This is a genomic window from Prosthecobacter sp. (assembly GCF_044227185.1).
In the GTDB taxonomy this organism is placed as follows: domain Bacteria; phylum Verrucomicrobiota; class Verrucomicrobiia; order Verrucomicrobiales; family Verrucomicrobiaceae; genus Prosthecobacter.
On the sequence record NZ_JBGAFO010000002.1, the window covers coordinates 63,491 to 83,883 of the forward strand.

The following is a 20,393-nucleotide window of genomic DNA, read 5'->3' on the forward strand; positions in this document are numbered from 1 at the left end:
GCCCGGCCTGCCTGGTCAAAAAAACCAACCTTTTATTCTGGAGTCATGAAAACAACCCTCTTCAAATTCCATTCGCGCCCGCGCGCCTTCACGCTGGTGGAGATGCTCATCGTCGTCACCATCATCGCGATGCTCGCCGCCCTGACCCTGGGCGGATACACCTATGCCATGCGCTCTTCCAAGCGCCGCCTCACCACCGGGACTTTCGAGGCGATCAAGCTCGCCCTGGAGCGTTACAACTCCGAATTCGGCGAGTATCCGCAGCCGGCCGGCAGCAACCAGATGATGCCCTTCCCTCCTGGGACGGCCGCGTATGACATCTCGGGGGCGGCGTGCCTCTACCAAGCCCTGACCGGCGATGGCTACGATCAGATCAAGGGTGTGACAGCGGCGTCTTCCAGCTCTGCCGGAGGCGGCAGCGCGGGAGGCTCCTCGGACGGAAAGGTCGAAGGAACGGCGGAGATCAAAAACAAGATGTTTGTGGAAATCCCCCAGACCATCTTCACCAAAAAGGGCTCCACCTACATCCTCATCGACGGCTTTGGCCACCCCTTCCAGTACATCAAGGCGGCGCTTCCTTCCACCACGACGGGTTCCGGAAGCAGCGGGTCCGGCAGCTCAGGATCTGGCTCCGGCACCACCACGGCCACGACCATCAATTCCACCTACGATCTCTGGTCCTACTCCGAAGACGAGCAAAACACCACGAAGCAGAGCATCAACACCCTTTCGGATCCGACGCTGTCCGTCAAATGGATCAAAAACTGGTGAAGGCGAAGGCTGCGCCAGACTCTTGAAAAACGATATTGACGGCGGGTTCGGGGCGAAGATTGATAACGTATGCCCATTGGCCTTGCCATTGCCTCCATTCTTGCGCTGTTCATCAGTTTTTGGACACTGAACATCGCGCGGGATCCCAGCGTCTGGCGGCTTTGGTGGATGGACCTTCTCGGAGTCCTCGACGTGGACTCCAACCGGGAGCAGCGGCGGAGCCAGGAGCGCCAGATGTCCTTCATCTGCTACCTGCTCTTCATGCTGCTGCTGGCCACGAGCCTCAGCGGCGCCTTCTGGACGGTGGACCGCGTGCGTGAGGCCAAGCGCGACAAAACGCGGTTTGAGCGCGCGGTGGACAGCTCCAACCGCGAGTTCGAAAAAATGAAAAACAAGCCGCAGAGCATCAAGCGCTGACCTGGCGGCGGCGGCACAGACAGGGGCTGGATTTTGGTTTGCACGGGGCCTCCATCGCTGCGAAGGAAGGTTCCATACCAATCCCGCCCCCATGAACCGCCAGGAAAACCTCGAATCCCTCTTTCGCAACGGCAAGACCGTCATCCTCCCCATCGACCACGGCTGTGCCATTCCCGTGCCCGGGCTGGAAAACCCCTTTCAGCTCATCGATTCGGTGAACGAGTTCGTCGATGGCTACGTCATGAACCTGGGAGTGGCCCTGCGCGCGGCGGACAGTCTGGCGGGCAAGGGCATCATCCTGCGCACGGACATCTACAACACCCGCACCACGGGCGAGGGCGCCGGCAGCATCGGCGTCTTTGGCGTGGAGGAGGCGGAAATGGTGGGCGCCAATGCCGTCATGAACATGCTCTACCCCGGCTCCGCCTATGAGAAGGCGAATTTCCAGGAATGCGCCGACCTCATCCGCCTGAGCCTGGACACAGACATTCCTGTCATCCTGGAGTCGCTGCCTTTCGCGCTCGGCGCTCCGGAAAAATACACCGTGGAGAACGTCAGCTTTGCCGTCCGCCTGGCCGCCGAGCTGGGCTCGGATGTGGTGAAGACCCCCTACCCCACCAACGGCACGGTGGAAGACTTCCGCCGCATTGTGGGGCAGAGCTTTGTGCCGGTCATCATCCTCGGCGGAGCCGCCATGGGAGACGACGCCGGGCTGCTGAAAATGGTGGAGAACGCCATGGAGGCCGGAGCCGCCGGCATCGCCATCGGCCGCAATGTCTGGCAGCACAAAAATCCCGCCGCCATTGCCCGCAGTCTTGCCGCGATTGTGCATGAAGATGCCTCCGCCCTCGAAGCTCTCGCGCTGCTGAAAGAACCCGTGCGCTGAACCAGTTTCGTTTCACCCCATCATGAAACGACTGCTTCTTGCCGCCAGCCTGTTTGCCGCGTGCTCACTCCACGCCCAGCAGCTTCAAACTTTCAACATTACGGCCGACGACTGGACTGAAGGCGAGCCGCCCAAGGAGGTCTTTGTGGTGGACGGCACCATCAAGATCGCCGCGCGGGATGGCAACAAGGCGATCGTGATTGATCCCAATCCCATCACCGATGCCAGCGCCCAGCTCGGCGTCTCGGCGGCGGGAAATGCGAGCATCGAGGCGCGCATTCTCGCCATCAAGCGCGGCCGCAGCACGCCACGCTTTGGCGTCAGCGTGCATGGGATGAGCGGGCACCGCCTCATCGTCAATGCCGCCAAAAAATCGCTCGATCTGGTGAAGGGAGACCAGACCCTGGCGTCCGTGCCCTTTGCCTGGACCAGTGAAGTCTGGGTGAAGGTGAAACTCGAAGCCAAAAAGGGAGCGGGTGATGCCTGGACCATTACGGGCAAGGCCTGGGCAGCGGATGCGGCGGAGCCTGCCGAGCCCCTCATCAAACACGAGGATTCCAAGCTCAAAGGCCAGGGCAAATGCGCCATCTGGGCCACCCCGTTTTCAGGCGAGCCGGTGTTCTTTGACGACATCAAAATCAGCGTTGAGGCAGCTCCTGCGGCGCCTTGAACGGATCACGGTGCGGGAGGCGGCGGCGGTTTGACCGTGATGCTGGCGGGCAGTGAAGCCGTGGCGTGCTTGCCAGTGAGAGTTTCGAACTGAGTCAGGCGGGCAAACATGAAGCCGACAAAGACGCTCGCATTCATCTCGATGGGGATGCGCAGTTCGTCGTCTGACACCCAGATGGTGGCCGTCTTCATCTTTTTGTAGGCGCTGAGGGCAAGGGTGTTGCGGTCGATCTTTCGGATCTTCAGGCCCAGTTTGATGCAGGGGCGCTTCTGCCCGCCGTATTCAATGGTCTCGCGCCCCTGCACCTCAAACGTGGTCAGGTAGGGCGTGTCCCAGGGCTGCACCACCCGCGTGATCTTCTGCCCGTTCTTCAGCTCCAGGCTGCGCACGTAGAGGATGAAGGAGAGGATGTCATCCATGGGGCCATAGGGGCAAACGGCGGTGGAGGTGGCCTTGGCTCCCTTCACCGGCTGCACCTGGGTCTCCGTGATGACCCGATGCCGCTCAAACGACACGCGGTAGCGGCAGGTCTCCGCGCTGTCCGTCTCCTGGTGCTGCAGGTAGTGCGCCCGCAAATCTCCGCGATGCATGATGGAGGTCATTTCGCAGTCGTACTTCCACAGCGCGCGCGCCAGCCCCGTGCTGGCCGCGCTGGCATCCGCCCGCCAGAAAGCTCCCGCCTCGCGCACCGTCAGCGTGGCCTGGCCGGCCGTCATCACATGGCTCCAGCCGACGTCAAAGGTCAGGCGGCACGGTGGCACGCGTCTCTGCGTTCCCGCAGTGCCCGGGGTGAGCTCCTTGACCCATTCCGGCGTACCGGCCCACGTCAGAGAATGGCCCAGCAGGCCAAGGAGGAGGAACCACAAAGCGCGCATGCCGCAGTATTCCCCCGATTTTCCCTTTTGCCAGTCTGTGTCTTTTCCGCCACAGTCTCATCACCATGCACGACCCCCGAATCGACGCCCTGTCCCGCCAGCTTGTCCGCTACTCCACCAAGGTGAAAAAAGGCGACCTCGTCTGGATCGACCTCTTCGACGCGCCAAACACCGTGGGCCAGAGTCTCATCCGCGAAGTCGTCGCAGCCGGCGGCCTGCCCATGGTCCGCCTCAATGATGCCGTGCTCACCCGCGAGCAGATGATCCATGCTTCTGAGAAACAGTATGACATCATCGCGGAAAACAACCTGGCCCTGATGAAGCAGACGGACTGCTACATCGCCGTGCGCGGCAGCCACAACATCACTGAGGCTGCGGACGTGCCGCCGGACAAAATGAAGATGGTCATGGCCAAGCTGCGCCCCGTGCAGAACGAGCGCGTGAACAACAGCCGCTGGGTGGTGCTGCGCTGGCCCACGCCTTCCATGGCCCAGCAGGCCGGCATGAGCACGCAGGCCTTTGAGGACTTCTTCTTCCGCGTCTGCCTGCTGGACTACGCCGCGCTCCTCCCCGCCATGAAAGCTTTGAAGCAGCTCATGGACAAAACCAGGCACGTGCACATCACCGGTCCGGGCACCGACCTGAGCTTCAGCCTCAAAGGCATCAAGGCCATCGCCTGCGGCGGCAACCACAACATTCCCGACGGCGAAGTCTTCACCTCCCCGGTCAAAACCAGCGTGGAAGGCGTCATCAGCTACAACGCCCCCACCATCTATCAGGGCATCGCCTTTGACACGGTGAAGCTGGAGTTCAACAAGGGTAAAATCGTCAGCGCCACCGCCAACAACACCGAGGCGATCAACAAGATCCTCGACAGCGACGAAGGCGCCCGCTACATCGGCGAATTCGCCATCGCATTCAATCGCGAGATCAAGGAGCCGATGCGCGACATCCTGTTCGACGAAAAAATCGCCGGCAGCTTCCACTTCACCCCCGGCCAGGCCTATGAGGGCATCGCCGACAACGGCAACCGCAGCCAGGTGCACTGGGACCTCGTCAACATCCAGCGCCCTGAGTACGGCGGCGGTGAGATCCACTTCGACGGCAAGCTCATCCGCAAGGATGGGAAGTTTGTGCTGCCGGAACTGAAGCCGCTGAATTATTGAAGTTGACCAGTTGCGCCGCAACAGGTGTGAAAAAACACCAGTTGCAGCGCAACTGGGCTACTTTATCGGCGGCTGGAAGTTCAGCAGCTCGATCTCCACCGCGTGCTTCCGCTCCGGCAGGAGTTCCACCATGCTGATGCTGCCGTACTCGATGTTGAAGTGCGCCATGTGCATCAGCGGCATTTCCAGCAGGAGGGCGATGATGGCGCGGATGATGCCGCCGTGGCAGAACACCGCCACATGCTGGTGCGGGTGCGCCTGAATGATCTGCAACAGGCAGTCGCGCACGCGCGTCAGGAGGCTGTCGATGGTCTCGCCATTGGCGATGCCATTGCTCTGGATGATTTCGAGCCAGTCAAAGGCGCTCGCGCCGAAATGCGTCTGCACCTCGTCCCAGCGGTGGCCGGTCCAGTCGCCGAAATCGATCTCGCGCAGCCCGGGCAGCAGCGTTGGCTGCATGCCCCGCTGCTTCGCCAGCGGAGCCAGCGTCTGCTGCACCCGCAGCATGGGGCTGGCATACAGCGCATCGATTTTCGTGTCCTTCAGCCACTGCGCCACCGCCTCCCCCTGCTTCAGCCCCAGAGGAGAGAGGCCCATGTCAATGCGCGAGCCCCCAAACACCTTGTGGTACTTCTCCTCCACCTCTCCGTGGCGGATGAGATAGAGCTGAAGGGGATGGTTGCGGAGGTGGGATTTCACGACAGTTGACGAAGAGGGTGGAAAAACGGAAGGCAGCGCTAGAACGCTGCCTTCCTGAACAAGAGCGGATGAAACAGAGAAGTTTAGACGGTGCCGAAGATCGTCTTCCCGGTGCTCAGCAGGTCGTTGCAGGCTTCCTTCATGCGGTCGCAGAGGCCCTGCTCGCCTTTTTTGAGGTAGCTGCGGGGGTCGTAGCTCTTCTTGTCGCCCACTTCGCCGTCGATCTTGAGGACGCCGTCGTAGTTCTTCATCATGTGGCCGACGATGGGGCGGGTGAAGGCGTACTGGGTGTCGGTGTCGATGTTCATCTTGATGACGCCGTAGCCGAGAGTCTCGCGGATTTCTTCCAGCGGGGTGCCGGAGCCGCCGTGGAAGACGAGGTCCATCTCGGCCTTGGCGCCGTACTTGCCGGTCACGGCGGCCTGGCCGTCGCGCAGGATGGTGGGCTTGAGCTTCACCGCGCCGGGCTTGTAGGAGCCGTGCACATTGCCAAAGGTGGCGGCAAACATGAAGCGGCCGATGCCGTTGAGGGTTTCATACACCGTGAGCATGTCCTCAGGGGTGGTGTAGAGCTTGTCGTTGGCCACACCGGAGGTGTCGTGGCCGTCTTCCTCGCCGCCGACGACGCCGGCTTCGATTTCGAGGATGATGTCCAGCGCGGCGCACTGGGTGAGGAGGTCTTTGGACACCTTCATGTTCTCTTCCAGCGGCAGCTCGGAGCCGTCAAACATGTGGGAGTTGAAGAGGTTGCCCTTGCCGGCTTCGCGACGCGCCTTGGTGGCGGCGAGGAGGGGCTTGAGGAATTTTTCCACGTTCTTCGGGTGGCAGTGGTCGGTATGCAGGGCCACGAGGACGTTGTAGCGTTCCGCCAGGATGTGCACGGCTTCCGCCAGCACGATGGCGCCAAGGGCCATGTCCTTCACGGAGGTGCCGGAGGCGAACTCGCCGCCGCCGGTGGAGACCTGGATGATGCCGTCGGACTTGGACTCGGCGAAGGCCTTCAGCGCTCCGTTGATCGTGGGCAGGGAGGTAACGTTGATCGCGGGATAGGCATAGCCACCTTTCTGGGCGGCATCAAGCATGGCACGGTACTGGGCGGGTGTGGCTACGGGCATCTTTGGGGGGTGTTTATGAGTTTAGGGGGGCTCAGGGAAGCAAGAAACGGGCCGGGTGCAAGGAACGCTTCGTATTCGAAAAGGAGGCATCAAAACACCCGTTCCCTGCCGCAGTGCTCAGCCTGCCCTCCGGCCGTGGCTCCCAGATTCGAACGGGTGACCAGCAGCGCATTGAGAACCGTGAGGTTCACGGGTTTGACGAGGTAGCTGTCAAAACCGGCGGCAAGAGCCTTGGCGACGTCTTCATTGTGCCCGTAGCCGCTCATGGCGATGAGGAAGATCTCCGCGAGAGCCGGCATGGCGCGTATCTGCCGCGCCACCTCAAAGCCGTCCATCCCCGGCAGTCCGATGTCCAGCAGCATCGCCTGCGGGAGAAACTCCGCCGCCACCGCCAGCGCCTCCGGGCCGGTGAAGGCCACGCGGACGTCGTGGCCGCGGCGTTTCTGCAGCAGCGCCAGAGTTTGGGCGGAGTCCACATTGTCGTCCACGATGAGCAGGCGGCGGGTGGCCGCCTTTCCGGCGGTCTGAGGCGGCGGCGTATGTTCCGCTTTCGGCTCAGATTCCGACTCCGGTTCCGGCTCCGGCTCCTTCGTCATGACAGGCAGGCGCACGATGAACTGGCTGCCCTTGCCAATCCCCTCGCTGCGAGCCTCCACACTGCCGCCATGCTGCACCACGAGCTGCTCCACCAGAGTGAGGCCGATGCCCAGGCCGCCCTGCGCGCGGTCCAGCGAGCGGCTGGCCTGCCGGAAAAGCTCAAAGACGTGCGGCAGCAGTTCGGGCGAGATGCCCCGTCCATTGTCACGCACCTGCACGATGACCTGCGGCGTGGGGGCTTCAGGGTCCAGCCCGGCGGTCAATGAAACGTGAGAGCCCTCCCCGCTGTATTTGCAGGCATTGCCGAGGAGATTGCTGAAGACTTGCTCCAGCCGGGTCGCGTCCGCATGCAGGTACACCGGCTCGGCGGGGAGATGCACGGTGAGCTCCTGCTGGTTGGCGGCAAAGCTGCTGCGCGCCAGGTCCACCGTGGCGTTCAGGATGGACTGCAGCGTCACCCGCTGCAAATGCAGGGTGATCTTTCCCTGTGTGATGCGGGACACGTCCATGAGATCGTCGATCATGCGGCTCATGTTGGTGATCTGCCGGCGGAGGATGTTTCGCGCATTGCCCTGCTCCTCCTCGCCCACGCCGCGGTCTTCCAAAATCTCCACGGTGTTGCGCATGGGGGCCAGCGGATTGCGCAGCTCATGCGCCAGCATCGCCAGAAATTCATCCTTGTTGCGGTCGGCGGCGGTGAGCTGCTCGGTTTTTTCCAGGAGCGAGGCGGCCACAAGCTTCTGCTCGGTGATGTCCCGGGCGATTTTGGAGGCGCCGATCACGCGGCCCTGATGATCCCGCAGAGGAGAAATGGTGAGGGAGACGTGGATGCGGCGGCCGTCCTTGCGGGCGCGAACGGTTTCAAAGTGGTCCACGGAACCGCCCTGCCGGATCTGCCCGAGAATCTGCTCCTCTTCGTCGAGACGCTCCGGCGGAATGACGAGCGTCATGGGGCGGCCGATGGCCTCCTCCGCCGTGTAGCCAAAGAGCCGCTGAGCGCCCGCATTCCAGGTGATGATGATGCCGTCGAGATCTTTGCTGACGATGGCGTCGTCCGAAGTTTCCACGATGGAGGCCAGGCGGTTGAGCGCCTCATAGACGCGCTTGCGCTCGGTGATGTCTTCGATGGCGAGGATGATGAGGGGCTCCTTTTCGGCGCTTTGGGCCAGGCGGCGGGCATTGAGCATCATCACGCGCTGGCCCAGGCTTTCGACGTTCAGGCGCACCTCGAAGTCTTCCACCCCCTGGGTCTTTGGCAGGATGTTTTCCAGCAGCGTGCGGAGTTCCGGGATGTTCCACTGGCCATGACCCAGCTCGTAGATGTGCACGCCCTCGGTGGCGGCGCGGTCCACCTGAAAGGTGGAGTAAAAGGCGGCGCTGGCGCGGCGCACGCACAGGGCGGAGTCCAGCACCACCAGCGGCCAGCGCACGCTGTCCACGATGCTCTCGGCAAAGTCGCGCGTCTGGCGCAGGGACTCATTGAGACGGTTCAGTTCGCCCCCTCGTTTGTTGAGCTCTTCGTTGAGAAGGATGAGCTCGTCATTGGAGGCCTGCGTTTCTTCCTTCGAAGTCTCCAGCTCCTCATTGATGCTCTGGAGTTCTTCGTTGGCAGACTGCGCCTCTTCGTTGGCAGACTGCAGCTCCTCATTCACCGCCTCCTGCTGCTCGATGACGGACTGCAGGTAGTCCCGTGTGGCGGCCAGCTCCTGCCTGAGGCGGGCTATCTCCTCCTGCCGCCGCGTGTCCTCGTGGGAGAGGGAGTTCGCGTCCGCGTCCTGCTGCTCGACGCGCTGCGTCTCGATGAAAAGCACCAGAAAGCCGCGCTCCTGCGCGCCGGATTGCAGCGGGATGACCTCCACGGCCAGCTCGCGGTATCCGGAGTCGGTGTTCACGCGCAGGCCTTCCTCCCGCACCACACGGCCGGTCTCCCCGGCGCGCTGCACGGCGAAACGTACGGAGACCAGCAGCTCCTCCCGCAGCATCTTGAGCAGGTTCAGGCTGGCAGCACCGGCCATGGGCGCCAGAAAGGAGCTGGTGTCCCCGCGGAACTGCAGGATCTCCAGGCTGGTGGAAATGAGCACCCCGGGGGGCGTGTATTTGCTGAGGAGGAGGCGTTCGGCCTCCTTGGGCAGATCTGCCCGAAAGGGTTCGCGCATGGAGAAAGCTGGAGGAGAGGATGCTGTGCCGGGCAGGCTGCTGCCGCGTGCAGGGCGGAAGCGCATGCCGGGCGAAGTGCCGCCGCCCGGGCGTTTGATGAAAATTTTATGCCGCACGTCTTCGGCTTCAAAAAGCGCCCGCGTCGTGCCCACGGACTCCGAGCCTCCCAGCCAGAGGCAGCCGCCGGGCTTCAGCGCGTAGTGCAGCATGGGCACCACCTGCTGCTGCAGCACCGGATCAAAGTAGATCAGCATGTTCCGGCAGGAGATGAAGTCCACGCGCGAGAAAGGCGGATCCGCCAGCACATTGTGGCGGGAGAAGATGCAGCGGTCGCGGATGGCCTTGCTGATCCGGTAGCCATCCTCCTCCTCGGTAAAGAAGCGCTGCAGGCGCTCCTGGGACACCTCCCGCGCGATCTCCTTGGGGTACAATCCCGCACGGGCGGTGGCGATGGCCAGGTGGTTGAGGTCGGTGGCGAAGATCTGCAGCGGCACGGTGCAGTGCAGGCTCTCCGCGCATTCAATGCAGGCGATGGCCAGGGAGTAGGCCTCCTCCCCGGTGGAGCAGCCCACCACCCACAGGCGCAGCGGCTCCTGGCGGGAGCGCCCGCTCAGCAGGCGGGGGAAGACCAGGCGGGTCAGCGCGGCGTAGGCGGAGGGATCGCGGAAGAAACTCGTGACGCCGATGAGCACCTCCTGATAGAGCGTCTCCACTTCCTTGGGGCTGTCCTGCAGGAAGGCCTCGTACTCCTTCATGCTCTCCAGCTTGTGCAGCACCACCCGGCGGGTGATGCGCCGCCGCATGGTGTTGGACTTGTAATGAGTGAAATCCACCCCCAGCGCCTGATGGATGATCTGCGCGATGCGGTCGTGGCTGGTGTACTCGTCCTCCGCCACCGGCGGCTGCGCGCGCGGCGCCACGAAGGGATGGCGTGAGATGCGGGCGATCTCCTCCGCGATCTCCGCCGGGGATAGAACAAAGTCCACACAGCCGGAGGCGACAGCGCTGCGCGGCATGGAGTCGTGCTGGGCGGTGTCGTTCTGGGCGAAGGTGATGCCGCCCTCCGCCTTGATGGCCTCCAGGCCCAGCGTGCCGTCTGAAAGCATGCCGGAGAGCACGATGCCGATGGCCTGATGGCCACACTGCTCCGCCAGCGAGGTGAAAAAAAGATCGATGCCGCAACGGCGTGTGTCCGGCTCCTGCGGGAAGAGGTGCAGTCCGCCGTCATGAAGCGTCATGTCGCATCCGGGAGGAATGACATAGACATGATTGGGGTGGAGTTCGGGCTCCCCACATTCGGGGCTGACCTCACACACCTTCATCTCCGTGGCGCGGGCAAGGATTTCTGAGAGACTGCTCGGGCGGTCCGGCGGCAGATGCTGGATGATGACAAAGGCCATGCCGGTGTCCGGCGCCAGCGCCTGCAGCAGCTCGCCCAGCGCCTCAACACCGCCCGCCGAGGCACCGATGCCTACCACGGGAAAAACAAGGCCACGTTGTGGCTCCGCTTCATCATCGCAGCACGGCTCTCCTTCCTTGGGGGAATTTCGGCAGGTTTCTTTCAAGATGGTAAGGTAACGCCGGGGGGGTGAGACGGCGCACGATGCTTTTCACCTATAGCGGGGCCGGAGGCACTCACGCAAGCAGGATCATCTTAAACCATCAGCATGAGCGCTTTAACCGATATAAAGGCCGTAGGAAACATAGGCTCGCGGCAAACGCACCTCCCCTTCTCCTCCGCCATTCTCTGCGCACTCGTCTGTTGACGCCCGACTATTAAGGTCTTTTAACTAGCAGCAACTCATTCACCCGCAATGCCGCCTATGGAATCCTTTCTCTCGCCCGGCCTGCAGTATGGCCTCGAACATAGCAATCCCACCTGCTGGATCATCTGCGGCATCCTCGCCTTTCTTTCGATCACGAGCTGGGCGGTGATCCTGAGCAAGCACTTCCTGCTTTCCCGCGTGCACAAGGCGAACCTCTCGTTTCTGCGCGAGTATCGGGAGAGCAACCACGCGCTGGAGCTCTACCAGCAGCGCGAGCCCCATGAGTTCTCCTCCTTCTACCACATCTACCACGCGGCCTGCCGGGAGATGTCCTGGTACCTCCTGGGTGAGGATGAGCCCGGGACCACCTTCGCGGCGCGGCTGCAGGGGGCGGGGCGCATCACGCCTTCTCAAATGAGCGCGGTGCAGGTGGCCATGGAGCGCAGCGTGGCGGAGGCGGCGCTGCGGCTGGAAGCCCGCATGAGCTGGGTGGCCACCGCCCTGAGCGGCGCGCCGTTTCTCGGCCTGCTGGGCACAGTCTGGGGAATCCTGGACACCTTCAGCACGCTGACGACCGCGGGCGGCACGGCCACGCTCACCACTCTGGCGCCGGGCATCACCACCGCGCTGGTCACCACGGTGCTGGGGCTGATCGTGGCCATTCCGAGCATGGTGGGCTACAACGCACTGGTGAACCGCATCCGCGGCATGGTGGTGCGGCTGGACAATTTCGCCAGCGAGCTCAACGCGGGTTTTGACCGCACGTTTGTGGACCACCGCTTCAGTACGGAGGCGCTGCCCAGCATGAGCGCGCTGGGAAGCCCTTCCATGCCCGCCTTCACCGGCACCAGCTCCTCCCCTCTGCCCTCCGCCATGCACGCTGTGCACGCCCGCGCATGAAACGCCACTCGAACAGGCACCAGCTCCGCCTCATCACCGAAATCAGCCTCACGCCGCTGATGGATCTGGTGCTGGTGCTGTTGTTTGTCTTTCTGCTGGCCGCCCCCCTGCTGAAGGCGGACAAGGACCTCCTGGCGGCGTCTGCTCCCGCTCCTTCCGCCGCCCCGGCGCCAGCCGCCAGCACCACCCCGGCGGAAACCATGACCCTGGTGGTAAACAACGACCAGTCTGTGACGCTGAACGGCGCCATGCTGGCTCGCGCGGATCTTCCCCTTTCTTTAAAGCAACTTGCCCAGCGCAAACCTGGCATCGGCATCGAAGTACGGATGCATCGTGATCTTCCTGTGCAGCAGCTGGTGGAGACGATGCAGCTGCTCGAGGAGGCGGGCATTCAGAAGACCGCCGTCACGACTCATGCCGACGAACCCTGACCCTCCATGAACCGTAAACGCCCCACGACGCTGGAGCCGATTTCAGCAGCGGTGATTGTCATCGTCTCGCTGCATCTGGGCGCGGTGTTCGGCGTCTGGTGGTGGTGGCAGAATGCCGGGGGGCTGCAGCATGACAGCCGCTCCCAGCAGCTCACCTGGATGGATCCCTCTGATTTCAAATCCCAGCTTCCGCCGCCCTCCGCCGCGCCGCGGACGAAACGCCAGACTGCCGCCGCGAAGACGGAGAAAAAAGCCCCGACTGCGGCCCCCGTGGCGGCGGCCGAACCGCCGGTGCAGAAGGCCACGCTCATCGCCGCGCCCCCGCAGCAGCACGTGATGGAGCCGGTGCCAAACACCACCGGCACCCCTTCCTTGTTTGCAGGCAGCACCGCCACGGCTCCGCCCAAGCCTTCCGCCAACCGCAGCATCACCCTGCGCAGAGCCCAGCCGCGGGCTGCGGTCCCCGGCTCATTCGGCGCGGTGGTGCCACCGATGACCAACCCCACGCTCGGGGACATCGCCCGCCTCAATGCCCTGCGGCCCACCGCCCTCCCCCCTCCCGGCAGCATCGCCCCGCCCACGGAGGAGGAGGTGAATCTGGATGCCGTGGATGAGGCGGTGAATGCGGCCTTCCTCGCCGGCTGGACGGCACCGCCCATTGAAAGTGTGGCCGAAGGCCAGCGCGAAGCGCGGCTGAACATCTCCATCGGCAAAGACGGCACGGTGCTGAAGGCCCAGATGAGCAAATTCTCAGGATCGCACGTACTCGACCAGTCCATTCTCGAGGCGGCCGCGAAAGTTAAAAAAATTTCCGCGACACTGCCTTCAAATTTCTCGAAAGACAGCTACGATCTGGAAATGAACTTCCTTCTGCTGCCCTGACCCCCGCATGAACGTCCGCACGCCGCTTCTCATTTTCATCCTCGCCGTGTGCCAGATCACGCCGGCGGAGGCTGGCGTCTTCGACAGAATGCGCGGCTGGATCGGCCTCGGCGGCAAAAGCAGGACTGAGGAAACGAAGAAAACCCTGCCGCGCATCCGCGTGGGCGCCTTCACCGGCGGCACGGGCGCCAGCGCCCAGCAGGCCCTGCGCAAGGAACTGCTCGACTCCCGCGAGTTCTTCGTGGCCGGTGCCGACGAAAAGGCGGACTTCACCGTGGAAGGCACCTCCGTGGGCGGCCGTGTGGACGGCAGGCTGCGCGATGCCAAGGGCAAGGAACTTTTCCAGCGCGCCTATGCCGCGCCGGGCCTGGATGAAAACCTCAAGGCCCTGACGGACGACGTCATCTACACCATCACTGGCAGGCCCGGCCTGGCCACCAGCCGCATCGTCTTCGTGAGTGATGCCACCGGCAAGCGCCAGATCTACGTCTGCGATGCCGAAGGCGGGGAGGTGCATCAGGTCACGCACGACAAAAACGGCGCGGTGTCTCCCTCGCTCTCGCCGGACTCCTCCATGATTGCCTTCACCAGCTACCGCAGCGGCTTCCCCATCATCCGCCTGCTGGATCTCAATGTCGGCTGGGAGCGCGGCGTCACGGACACGCCCGGCAGCAGCTTTGGCTCGGCCTTTTCGCCAGACGGCACGCATCTGGCCGCCGTGATGAGCTTCATCGGCAATCCCGAAATCTTTGTCAGCGATCTCAACACCAACACCGCCGCCTGTGTGAGTGACTCCGTGGGGGCGCCCTCCAGCCCGTCGTGGCATCCCAACGGCCGGGAGATCGTCTTCTCCAGTGACGATGGCGACGGCCCCCGGCTGTTCATCGTCGAAGTGCCGCAGAAGGATGGCCAGTCCTCGCGCCTGTTTCGCTGGCGCACCGGCTATCACTTCTGCACCGATCCCGAGTGGTCGCCGGATGGCCGCCACATCGCCTTTACCACCCGCATCAGCGGCGAGTGGGCGGTCGCCATCAAGCCCTACCCGAATGGCGGCGTTCACGTGGTGCAGACCGGCGGGGCGCAGCATCCCTCCTGGAGTCCCAACGGGCATTTCATCACTTACGTGCAGCACGGCGAGCTGTTTGTGCATGATCTCCGCAGCGGCAACCGTCGTGCGATCGTGCGCGGCCATGGCCGCATCACCGAACCGCGCTGGATGCGCTAGCCATGATGAATGACGCCCAGCCAAAGATGAACCGACGGAACCAGCGCGCCATCCGCACAGCCCTCCTTTGCAGCAGTGTACTGCTGGCCTCCTGCGGCAGCCTGCCCATGCCTTCCTTTTTGAGCAGCACGTCCTCCGAGGCGGTCGTCTTTGCGCTGGGGCCGCGCGAGGGCTACACCTCCCCGTTGAGCAACAGCCTCAAGCCCGCCTGCCCCGCCCTGGTGTTTGAAAATGCGGACTTCAGGCTCACCGAATCACATCAGCATGCCCTGCGCGGCTTCGTGCAGGAGATGAGCAAGGGTAATAAAAAGGCCCGCCTGCTGATCGCCGGCTATGCGCCGCCCAATCTGCCCCAGGATCACGCGCGTTCCATCTCCGAGCGCCGGGCCCTGGCGGTGCGGCAGCGTCTCATTGAACTCGGGCTCGAAGCCGCCAATCTCCAGACCGTCGGCTTCGGCAATGATTTCTCCCCCAGCGGCCCGTCCTCGGACGTGGTGGTCATCTACCGGCAGTAGCGGGAGCCGCGCTGGCACGGACTGGAGGAACGCGGCAAGGTCGTGCGCTGGCGCACGGCGGCGTTCAGCTTTGCCGAATGTCTCGTCGTGTCCACCTGACTTGCGTCGGAGCACGCGACTCCTCACGCAAGATCATGGCGTTCCGCCCGTTCCTTCTGCCCCCCAATCATGCCCAACCGTCAAAACCTTCTTGTCGTTCTCGCCTTGGTGGCGCCGTTTGCATTCATGTCCGCAAACCCGGACAAACCCGCCAAAGGCAAAAAGGACAAAGGCCCCTTCGTCGCGGGAAAGCCGGCTTTCACTCCCGATGCGAACACGCCGGCCTTTGACCCAGCGCAGGTGAAGCCTGACCACCTCGAACCGAGCGCCTTCAAAGTGCCCGAGGGTTTCGAGATCACGGTGTGGGCCACCTCGCCGCAGCTTTTCAATCCGGCCAACATGGACATCGACCACGCGGGCCGCGTCTGGGTCACTGAAGGCGTCAACTACCGCCGCCACAGCGGCCGCAGCCGTGAGGGTGACTGCGTGCGCATTTTGCAGGACACGGATGGAGACGGCAAGTGCGACAGCAGCCACGTCTTCGTGCGTGAGAAGGAGCTTGAGTGCCCGCTGGGCGTCGCCGTTTTCGACAACGTCATCTTCGTCTCCAACGCTCCGCACATCATCAAGTACACTGATGTGAACCGTGATCTGAAGTTCGACCCCGCGGTGGACAAGCGCGAGATCTTTCTCAGCGGCTTTGAGCAGCCGCAGCATGACCACAGCCTCCACAGCGTCTATGCCGGCCCCGATGGCCGCCTCTATTTCAGCAACGGCAACTGCGGGGCGCAGTTCAGCGACAAGAGCGGCACCACCTTCCGCATCGGCGGCGCTTATCTGAACAATCCCTATGCAGGCGCGAAAAGCGACGACGGGCACGTCTATGTCGGTGGTTTCACCGCCAGCATTGATCCGGACGGCCACAAGGCGCGCATCCTGGGCTACAACTACCGCAACAGCTTTGAAGGCGTGCGCACCAGCTACGGCGACATGTTTCTCAACGATAACGACGATCCGCCCGCCTGCCGTGTGAGCCACCTCATCGAAGGCGGCAGCTTCGGTTTCTTCTCCCGCGATGGCAAACGCCAGTGGCGCGCCGACAAGCGCCCCGGCCAGAGCATTCCCACCGCGGAGTGGCGCCAGGAAGATCCCGGCAGCATTCCCGCCGGCGACGTGTATGGCGGCGGCGCGCCCACCGGCATGTGCTTCTATGAAAACGGCGCGCTGGGTGACAAATGGAACGGCCTGCTGCTGAGCTGCGAAACCGGGCGCAACGTGGTCTTCGGCTACCTGCCGAAACCGGAAGGCGCGGGCTTCAAGCTGGAGCGCTTTGATTTCTGCACGACCAACACCACCGGTGTCTTCAAAGGCAGCGACTTCGTGGGCGGTGCGAACAACCTCTCCGACGACCGCCACACTCTGTTCCGTCCTTCGGATGTCTGCGTGGGCCCCGATGGAGCGATCTATGTGAGCGACTGGTTTGACAAACGCACCGGCGGCCACCAGGACACGGATGAAACCTGCAGCGGCACGATCTACCGCATCGCACCGAAGGGTTTCAAATCCAAGGTGCCCGCCATCGATCTCAGCACGACCGAAGGGCAGATCGCCGCGCTGCAGTCGCCTGCCACGAATGTGCGACATGTGGGCTTCACGCGGCTGAGAGCCGCCGGGGATGAGATCATGCCTGCGGTGCTGAAGCTGCGGGACAATGCCAATCCTTACATCGCCGCGCGTGCGGTGTGGCTGCTCGCGCAGCTTGGTGATCCAGGGCTCATTTCCGCACGCGTGTGGCTGGAGTCCGAAGACGCCACCAAGCGGCTGGTGGCGCTGCGTGCGATCCGTGCGGCGACGAGTGATGTGATCGACATTCTCAGCAATCTGACGACCGATCTTTCATCCATGGTGCGCAGCGAGGTGGCGGTGGCGCTGCGGGATGTGCCTGCGGCGCAGAGCGTGCCGCTGCTGGTGAAGCTCTCCCATCACATCGATGGCGGGGACCGTTCGCTGCTGGAGGCCTGGGGCATCGGGTGTGAGGGCAAGGAGGAGGCGGTGTGGACGGCGCTGAAGCCGGTGGGGTCGTGGAGCGATGATTTTGCCCACATCACCTGGCGGCTGCACCCTGCCACTTGTGTGTCGGATCTGGCAAAAAGGGCCGCCGACGGCAAGCTGACGGCGGAGCAGCGGAAGCTGGCGCTGGACACGCTGGCATTCATTCCAGCGGCAAACGCGGCGGAGGCGGTGCTCGGGCTGGCCAGGGACAAGGAATCGCCGATTCATGCTGATGTCATGTGGTGGCTGATCAAGCGGAGCACGGATGAGTGGGCGGCGTTCGGGATTCCGCAGGCTTTGAAGAAGGAGGGGATCTTTGATCCGGAGAGCGCGAAGCTCATCACCATCGTCACTCCAGATGCGGCTCCCAGCACGGTGAAGGTGGAGGAGGTGATGAAGCTGAAGGGGAATGTGAAGAACGGGGCGCAACTGGTGACGCGGTGTGTGATGTGCCACCAGATCAATGGGCAGGGGGTGGAGTTTGGGCCGAACCTGGAAGGGTGGGGCCGGAGCCAGCCGGGGGAGATCATTGCGCAGGCGCTGATCGATCCGAGCAAGGACATCGCCCATGGATATGAGGGGCAGGAGATTGTGACCAAGGATGGCGTGACCATTCATGGGATGGTGCTGACGGAGGGGGACATCATGATCGTGCGGAGCATGGGGGGGCAGAACCAGTATGTGGCGAAGTCCCGCATCAAGAGCCGGCGCAAGCTGAACCACAGCATGATGCTGAATGCCACACAACTGGGCCTGAATGCGCAGGATGTGGCGGACATCGTGGCGTATTTGCGCACGGGCAAATAATCGGCGAGGAGGAGGCGCATTGAAGGCTTGCCCGAAGAGGCATGTCCCGTTTAAATCCGGGGCATGATCTTTTTTCGTCTCAGCATCCTGGCCGTTGGTTTGAGTCTTGGCGCGTGCAGCTTTTCCAAGGCGCCGGAGCCGCAGGAGTTCAGGCTTTCAGCGGACGCATTGAACCAGAAGTACCCGGCGCGGAGGACGACCGAGGCGGGACGGCTGTATGCCGGGGTGATCGAGACGGGGCGGGATGATGCCGGGAACCGGATGTACCGCGCCACGGGAGGGGCGCTGTATGTGATCGACGCGGTGCCGCCGATCCAGGTGATGGCCCCCGGGCTGACCGTGACCCCCGAATCTTGTGAAACCTACGGCAAGGCGACGGTGAAGATGAACGACCGGCTTTACATCGGGTATGACGCCACGAAGTTCCGCCTGGAGGGGACCACGCTGAAGCCGGACGGCGCGCATCTCATCCGCAAGATCTCCGCGGAAGCAGAGCCGGCGGCGGAGGCCGAGGCCACGGCCCCCGCACCTGCCGTGGCAGAACCAGCGCCGCCGCCTGCGCCGAAGCGGAACAAGCCGAAGGCCGCCGCCAAGCCCAAGGCGAAGAAGAGCAGCCCGCCTTCTGAGGAGAATAAGCCCAAAGAAACGCAGGGGGTGGACCGGCCGCGGCTGCTCAACCTGATGCGGGAGCCCACGGAACGCTGAATGATTTCAGGGTGCCGCGGCGGCAGCCCGCCCCTGGATGAGCGGTAATGGAGCGCGGGCCGGGAGAAGCAGACTGCGCGTGGCCTGTTTGCATCCGGAAGATTTTCTGCAATCATGGAAGGTTTCGGCCCTGTCACATTCGTTGAATGCTGATTCGACGACGCAGAACCCTTCCCCCACCATGACTTTCTTTCGTACCGGCCTTCTCGCCGCCGCCATCGGCCTCAGCAGTTGCAGCTCCACTGCGCCCGAACCGGCTGAATTCAAGCTCTCCTCAGAAGCCCTGCTGCGGCAGTACCCTGCCACGCGTCAAGCCGGCGTTGCACGGCTCTACGCTCAGAAAATTGACACCACACGTGATCAATGGGGGCGCGAAAGCCATCAGGCGACCGGTGGCGCCCTGCTGGTGAAAAACAGCACGCCTCCCATCTGGCTGCAGGCTGACAGCATCTCCATCACCCCGGAGTTTTCCGAAGCCAGCGGAAAAGCGACGGCCAAGCAGAACGACCGTCTCTACATCGGCCAGGATGAGACCGCCAAGATCCGCATTGATGGCAGTTCCATCATTCCCGACGGTGCCGTAGCTGTCCGGGGCATCGCCAATGAAGCGGCCGCGGCGGAGGCGAAGGCCAGGGACGAGGCGAAAGCGCTGGCCCGGGCGGCAGCCAAAGCGAAGGCTGAGGAAGAAGCCAGGCTGAAGGCGGAGGCGAAAGCCGTGGCGGATGCTGAGGCCAAGACCAAAGCCGAAGCGGATGCCCTGGCGAAGGCCGAGGCGAAAGCAAAAGCCAAGGCGGACAAGGCGCTGGCGGATGCCGAGGCGAAGGCCAGGGAGGAAGCCGAAGCCCAGGTGAGGGCGGACAAAGCGCTGGCAGATGCCGAGGCCAAGACGAGGAAGGAAGCCGAGGCGCAGGCGAGAGCGGCCGCCAGAGCGGAGGCCAAGGCCCTGGAAGAGGCCGCGGCGAAGGCGATGGCTGACAAGGCGAAGGCGGATGCCGAGATGAAAGCGGAGGCCTATGCCAAGGCGGAAAAGGCGAAGGCGGAGGCAAGGACCGCGGCGGAGTCCCCTGCCCCGGTGGCGAAGCCTAAAACGGTGGCTGCGGTTTCTTCGAAGAAGAAGTCTTCCACGTCTTCCACTTCTTCCAAACCCAAGGCGAAGCCTGCCACGGCCTCCGCACCGGTTTCCACCCCCAAGGCTGACACCCCGGCCCAGCCGAAAGCCACGCCGGTGGTGGACCGCTCCCGCGTGCTGAACCTGATGCGTGAGCCTACGGAGAGGTGAGGCGGACATTGGGGGATATGGCGGACGCTGTTCGTCGCGAGGGAGTGCTGTTTTTTTGGCAGGGGAATGAAGGAGCAAGGGAATGGCCGGGGATTGGCACTGCAGTTATAGCGTTTTCCAAACCGGATTTCCGGTCAGGGGCGCGTGGAGACGTTCGGCGGAGGCTGGAGGACCAGCCTTCCTACCTCACGCCAGGCATGCGAGTGCCCAGCGCAGGTTAGGACTGGCTGTCCTCAGCCAGCCGCCGTCGAAGTCCATGAGGCGCGATCAAGAAACAGCCCGCTAAACCCAGAAAAAGAGATGACGGCCTACGGAATACACGGAACAAACGGAAAATCAGACAAAAACCCAAGCCCAAACGCCTCACCTTTGGAGTGAGTGGTTTGGAAGGCTTTTTTCGAGGATTCCGTGTGTTGCGCAGGCCATCCATTCCCGTTTT

General features: G+C 63.2%; 17 protein-coding genes. 13 read left to right on the top strand and 4 right to left on the bottom strand.

Features of this window, described 5'->3' with window-relative positions:
- The first annotated feature begins 45 nt into the window (after nucleotides 1-45).
- The 4 genes from ACILSQ_RS04780 (at nucleotide 46) to ACILSQ_RS04795 (ending at nucleotide 2,744) form a co-directional block, all read left to right on the top strand.
- Nucleotides 46-771 carry a type II secretion system protein gene (locus ACILSQ_RS04780; protein ID WP_395742444.1) on the top strand — a complete coding sequence of 242 codons (726 nt, stop codon included), beginning with the start codon at nucleotides 46-48 and terminating at the stop codon, nucleotides 769-771.
- Between the two features lie 69 nt (nucleotides 772-840).
- Nucleotides 841-1,188, top strand: coding sequence for a hypothetical protein (locus ACILSQ_RS04785; RefSeq protein WP_395742445.1), 348 nt, complete (start codon nucleotides 841-843; stop codon nucleotides 1,186-1,188).
- Between the two features lie 91 nt (nucleotides 1,189-1,279).
- Nucleotides 1,280-2,074: a class I fructose-bisphosphate aldolase gene (locus tag ACILSQ_RS04790; protein ID WP_395742446.1), complete on the top strand. Its 795-nt coding sequence runs from the start codon at nucleotides 1,280-1,282 to the stop codon at nucleotides 2,072-2,074.
- Nucleotides 2,075-2,096: 22 nt separating this feature from the next.
- Complete coding sequence (locus tag ACILSQ_RS04795) at nucleotides 2,097-2,744, top strand: hypothetical protein (protein ID WP_395742447.1); 648 nt, start codon at nucleotides 2,097-2,099, stop codon at nucleotides 2,742-2,744.
- Between the two features lie 5 nt (nucleotides 2,745-2,749).
- Here ACILSQ_RS04795 and ACILSQ_RS04800 read toward each other — a convergent pair whose 3' ends face one another.
- Nucleotides 2,750-3,619: a DUF3108 domain-containing protein gene (locus tag ACILSQ_RS04800; protein WP_395742448.1), complete on the bottom strand. Its 870-nt coding sequence runs from the start codon at nucleotides 3,617-3,619 to the stop codon at nucleotides 2,750-2,752.
- 65 nt (nucleotides 3,620-3,684) lie between these two features.
- On the opposite strand from ACILSQ_RS04800, the gene ACILSQ_RS04805 reads away from it, so the two are divergent.
- Nucleotides 3,685-4,785: an aminopeptidase gene (locus ACILSQ_RS04805; RefSeq protein ID WP_395742449.1), complete on the top strand. Its 1,101-nt coding sequence runs from the start codon at nucleotides 3,685-3,687 to the stop codon at nucleotides 4,783-4,785.
- Nucleotides 4,786-4,842: 57 nt separating this feature from the next.
- Here the strand turns inward: ACILSQ_RS04805 and ACILSQ_RS04810 are convergent, their stop codons facing one another.
- From ACILSQ_RS04810 to ACILSQ_RS04820, 3 genes are all read right to left on the bottom strand, one after another.
- The gene (locus ACILSQ_RS04810; RefSeq protein WP_395742450.1) at nucleotides 4,843-5,484 is read right to left on the bottom strand and encodes a histidine phosphatase family protein; all 642 of its coding nucleotides are present in this window, start codon (nucleotides 5,482-5,484) and stop codon (nucleotides 4,843-4,845) included.
- Nucleotides 5,485-5,567: 83 nt separating this feature from the next.
- On the bottom strand, nucleotides 5,568-6,599 hold the full coding sequence (gene fbaA, locus ACILSQ_RS04815; RefSeq protein ID WP_395742451.1) for a class II fructose-bisphosphate aldolase: 1,032 nt from the start codon (nucleotides 6,597-6,599) through the stop codon (nucleotides 5,568-5,570).
- Nucleotides 6,600-6,688: 89 nt separating this feature from the next.
- Entirely contained in the window at nucleotides 6,689-10,918 is a 4,230-nt protein-coding gene (locus ACILSQ_RS04820) for a chemotaxis protein CheB (RefSeq protein WP_395742452.1), read from the bottom strand.
- 258 nt (nucleotides 10,919-11,176) lie between these two features.
- Between ACILSQ_RS04820 and ACILSQ_RS04825 the strand changes: the two genes are divergently transcribed.
- The 8 genes from ACILSQ_RS04825 (at nucleotide 11,177) to ACILSQ_RS04860 (ending at nucleotide 19,954) form a co-directional block, all read left to right on the top strand.
- A complete protein-coding gene (locus tag ACILSQ_RS04825) occupies nucleotides 11,177-12,019 on the top strand; it encodes a MotA/TolQ/ExbB proton channel family protein (RefSeq protein ID WP_395742453.1) in 843 nt (280 codons plus the stop codon).
- Nucleotides 12,016-12,450, top strand: coding sequence for an ExbD/TolR family protein (locus tag ACILSQ_RS04830; protein ID WP_395742454.1), 435 nt, complete (start codon nucleotides 12,016-12,018; stop codon nucleotides 12,448-12,450). Before ACILSQ_RS04825 ends, ACILSQ_RS04830 begins: the two co-directional genes overlap by 4 nt.
- A gap of 6 nt (nucleotides 12,451-12,456) precedes the next feature.
- Complete coding sequence (locus ACILSQ_RS04835) at nucleotides 12,457-13,332, top strand: TonB C-terminal domain-containing protein (RefSeq protein WP_395742455.1); 876 nt, start codon at nucleotides 12,457-12,459, stop codon at nucleotides 13,330-13,332.
- 7 nt (nucleotides 13,333-13,339) lie between these two features.
- Entirely contained in the window at nucleotides 13,340-14,557 is a 1,218-nt protein-coding gene (locus ACILSQ_RS04840) for a hypothetical protein (RefSeq protein ID WP_395742456.1), read from the top strand.
- Nucleotides 14,558-14,559: 2 nt separating this feature from the next.
- Nucleotides 14,560-15,072 carry an OmpA family protein gene (locus ACILSQ_RS04845; RefSeq protein WP_395742457.1) on the top strand — a complete coding sequence of 171 codons (513 nt, stop codon included), beginning with the start codon at nucleotides 14,560-14,562 and terminating at the stop codon, nucleotides 15,070-15,072.
- Between the two features lie 168 nt (nucleotides 15,073-15,240).
- Nucleotides 15,241-17,970 (top strand): PVC-type heme-binding CxxCH protein, encoded by a 2,730-nt coding sequence (locus ACILSQ_RS04850; protein ID WP_395742458.1) that lies wholly within the window; start codon nucleotides 15,241-15,243, stop codon nucleotides 17,968-17,970.
- Between the two features lie 63 nt (nucleotides 17,971-18,033).
- Entirely contained in the window at nucleotides 18,034-18,675 is a 642-nt protein-coding gene (locus ACILSQ_RS04855) for a hypothetical protein (RefSeq protein WP_395742459.1), read from the top strand.
- Nucleotides 18,676-18,856: 181 nt separating this feature from the next.
- Nucleotides 18,857-19,954, top strand: coding sequence for a hypothetical protein (locus ACILSQ_RS04860; RefSeq protein ID WP_395742460.1), 1,098 nt, complete (start codon nucleotides 18,857-18,859; stop codon nucleotides 19,952-19,954).
- The last annotated feature ends 439 nt before the right edge of the window (nucleotides 19,955-20,393 follow it).

Bases quoted from the DNA above. Each gene is read 5' to 3' on its own strand.
- ACILSQ_RS04845 (WP_395742457.1), top strand. From the start codon at position 14,560: ATGATGAATGACGCCCAGCCAAAGATGAACCGACGGAACCAGCGCGCC.
- ACILSQ_RS04860 (WP_395742460.1), top strand. From the start codon at position 18,857: ATGACTTTCTTTCGTACCGGCCTTCTCGCCGCCGCCATCGGCCTCAGC.
- ACILSQ_RS04785 (WP_395742445.1), top strand. From the start codon at position 841: ATGCCCATTGGCCTTGCCATTGCCTCCATTCTTGCGCTGTTCATCAGT.
- ACILSQ_RS04825 (WP_395742453.1), top strand. From the start codon at position 11,177: ATGGAATCCTTTCTCTCGCCCGGCCTGCAGTATGGCCTCGAACATAGC.
- ACILSQ_RS04780 (WP_395742444.1), top strand. From the start codon at position 46: ATGAAAACAACCCTCTTCAAATTCCATTCGCGCCCGCGCGCCTTCACG.
- ACILSQ_RS04855 (WP_395742459.1), top strand. From the start codon at position 18,034: ATGATCTTTTTTCGTCTCAGCATCCTGGCCGTTGGTTTGAGTCTTGGC.
- fbaA (WP_395742451.1), bottom strand. From the start codon at position 6,599: ATGCCCGTAGCCACACCCGCCCAGTACCGTGCCATGCTTGATGCCGCC.
- ACILSQ_RS04805 (WP_395742449.1), top strand. From the start codon at position 3,685: ATGCACGACCCCCGAATCGACGCCCTGTCCCGCCAGCTTGTCCGCTAC.
- ACILSQ_RS04795 (WP_395742447.1), top strand. From the start codon at position 2,097: ATGAAACGACTGCTTCTTGCCGCCAGCCTGTTTGCCGCGTGCTCACTC.
- ACILSQ_RS04800 (WP_395742448.1), bottom strand. From the start codon at position 3,619: ATGCGCGCTTTGTGGTTCCTCCTCCTTGGCCTGCTGGGCCATTCTCTG.
- ACILSQ_RS04840 (WP_395742456.1), top strand. From the start codon at position 13,340: ATGAACGTCCGCACGCCGCTTCTCATTTTCATCCTCGCCGTGTGCCAG.
- ACILSQ_RS04835 (WP_395742455.1), top strand. From the start codon at position 12,457: ATGAACCGTAAACGCCCCACGACGCTGGAGCCGATTTCAGCAGCGGTG.
- ACILSQ_RS04850 (WP_395742458.1), top strand. From the start codon at position 15,241: ATGCCCAACCGTCAAAACCTTCTTGTCGTTCTCGCCTTGGTGGCGCCG.
- ACILSQ_RS04830 (WP_395742454.1), top strand. From the start codon at position 12,016: ATGAAACGCCACTCGAACAGGCACCAGCTCCGCCTCATCACCGAAATC.
- ACILSQ_RS04790 (WP_395742446.1), top strand. From the start codon at position 1,280: ATGAACCGCCAGGAAAACCTCGAATCCCTCTTTCGCAACGGCAAGACC.